The sequence below is a fragment of the Simplicispira sp. GW247-4R2A genome, assembly GCF_059424465.1.
Genome location: NZ_JBWKZM010000052.1, coordinates 1 through 2565, shown reverse-complemented (window position 1 = coordinate 2565; position 2565 = coordinate 1). Strand labels below are relative to the sequence as shown.

The 2565-nt window shown below is 60.0% G+C and carries 2 protein-coding genes; one reads left to right on the top strand and one right to left on the bottom strand.

What is annotated here, in order from left to right; genetic code table 11:
* The coding region (locus AC07ZH_RS20415) for an IS30 family transposase (protein WP_495201106.1) at window positions 1-261 on the top strand (261 nt) is incomplete at its 5' end.
* A gap of 308 nt (window positions 262-569) precedes the next feature.
* On the opposite strand, the gene AC07ZH_RS20410 is transcribed toward AC07ZH_RS20415, so the two are convergent.
* On the bottom strand, window positions 570-2565 hold a 1996-nt coding region (locus AC07ZH_RS20410), incomplete at its 5' end, for an RHS repeat-associated core domain-containing protein (protein WP_495201105.1).

The window sequence follows — 2565 nt, the reverse complement described above, 5'->3', positions numbered from 1 at the left end:
AGCGAGCAGACCGGCATAGCGGTGTACTTCTGCGACCCACACAGCCCCTGGCAGCGGGGCTCCAACGAGAACATGAACGGCCTGGTGCGCCAATACTTGCCCAAAGGCACAGACCTGAGCATCTACAGCCAGGAGCAACTCGATGCGATTGCCGATGAAATCAACAACCGTCCCAGAAAGGGCCTGGGGGTACGATCACCGCTGGCTGTGTACCGCGAGTTGCTGATCAACAACCCGCTGCACTCCACTCTCATTCATTGAAAACTTGGGTGTTGCACTTCACTTTTGAATCCGCCAACTCTTGCAAAACGGCTCGGGCCATGAAGAGGGGGTAGCGTTTTGAGTCTATGCAATCGTCCGGGATGCGACACCTAAACACCCAGCGGCTAAAAGAACAAGCCACCTGAATCCCGCAGCTTTACCGCTGGTAGGATGCAGGTGGCTTTTGAATTAAGAGGAAGGACTATATTCCTCTATCAAAATTTCCAAACACTAGAAATCCAAAAACAACAAACAAGATCAACAAACACCACACGAGTGTTCTTAAATATTTTCGCCACAAACGAGATTTATCTTTTTCCATTGACTCTACCCTTAAACTTGTCAATGGTGGCCCTGTACATTATGTCGGCATTGTGATCAATAATATCCTCAACACTGGGGAATCGAGGCGATATGCGATTCAGCAATTGCCCAGTACTGAGCCCAATTCTATCCCTCCAGCTTTCATTCAGATGCTGCATTTCATGGGCCATTGTTTGAAGAAAATCATCCATCTTACAACCCGGCACAGGCACACCATCCGCGCCGTATAGATCTGCGTTGTACTTAATATTTCCACTCAAATCCGTTCTTCCTGCCAGAGTCTGCCCCAATGTGCCCGACAACCCGGGGATACCTGTTACTGAATTGGGCCTCTTGAGCACCTCAGGAAATGATCCCTGCAATATTTGGACAGCAGCATCAATCTGTTCCTTTGTCGCAAGCCCCATCGGATCTGTAAAGCTCAGCGGATTCCCGCCCACATAGGCAAACCGATTCCATCCCCCCTCCAGCCCAATCGGATCCCCCTGCGTATACCTCCCGGTCTTCGGATCGTAGCTGCGGAAGTAGTTGTAGTGCAGCCCCGTCTCCTCGTCAAAGGTCTGGCCAGGGTAGCGCAAGTTAAAGCGCACCGGCGGGATGCTGGTGCTGCCTGTCGTGGGGGTTGTCGTTTCGTCCGTGAAGCGCCTGGCCCCCAGCGTAGGCGCTTCGTCTCCGTAGGCGCTGTAGGCCCATTGCCAGGCGGTCTGCCCGTCGGCTTGGGTCAGGCGCCTTGGGGTGTTCAGGTGGTCGCTGTGGATGGCGTAGAGCAGCCCGTCGATCTCCGCCGCAATGGGCATGGGGCCGCTGGCCGTGGGCAGGTAGAAGTACTGGCCCTGGCCTCCGCTGTTGGCCCCGCCCATGCCGTAGTCGCCCAGCAGGCTCCCTTCTTCGTCGTACAGGTAGGCCCAGCCCAGGTGCTCCGCGTCGCTTGCCTTGGGGCTCCACAGGCGGGTGAAGAATTGCTGGATGCTTTGCAGCAGCCCTGGGTAGTCCTCTTCGTCGCCCTCCAGGCTGTTGGTGCTGGCGTTGTAGAGCGCTTCGGTCTTGAAGACGCGCTGGCCCAGAGCGTTGTGGGCGTATTTGGTGGTGGGGGCCTCTGGGCCTTGGCCGGTGCTGGCAGTCTCCAGGCGGCCTTGGCTGTTGTAGCTGTAGCGGTGCAGGCCGTCGGTTTGCAGGGTGCCTGCAGCATCGTACTGGTAGTTGACGCTGGCGCTGGCGCTGCCGGTGCTGCTGGCGATGGTCTGCTCGAAGCCCAGGAGTTTGTTGTGGCTGGCTTCGGTGCTGTAGCTGCGCGTGGTGGAGGTGCCGGCGCGTTCGCGCTGGCTGCCCAGGAGGTCGCCGTTGGTGTCGTACTGAAAGGCGGTGGTGTCGGGCGGCGTGCTGGCGGCGGTGGTTTTGGTGAGGCTGGCCAGGCGCCCGGCGCGGTCGTAGCTGGCACTCCAGGTAGCAGCGATTGCGGCAATGGTGTCATGGCTGGGGTCAGCGTCTGCGGGCTGCCAGAGGTTTTGCGTGAGGGTGCTGATGCGCCCTGCCGCGTCGTATTGGTAACTGCCAAGCTCGGTGGCGGTCAGTTGGCCGGCGCTGTTGTAGCTGCGCGTGGCCGGGATGGCGGCGGTGCCGCCCGGCAGGTTCCAGCTCCACCCGGTGGGCTGGCCCAAGGGGTTCCAGGTGATGCCTTGCACGATGGCCTGGCCCGCCCAGGTGAGGCCGGTGATCTGGCCGGTGGCGTCGTACTGGTATTGCAGCGTGCGCCCATCGGGGTAGGTGATGGCGGCCAGCAGGCCGTTTGCGGCGTATTGGTAGGCGATGCTGCGGGTGTGGCCGTTGAGGAGGGCCTGGGTCTTGCGGGTGGCGCGGCCCAGGAGGTCGCGCTCGTAGGTGGTGCTGCCGCTGGCGTCTTGGATTTCCGAGAGAGTGCCTGCGCCAGCCTGGTCGTAGCGCAGGGTGGTGGGGGTGCCGTCCGGGTGGGTGATGTGGGTG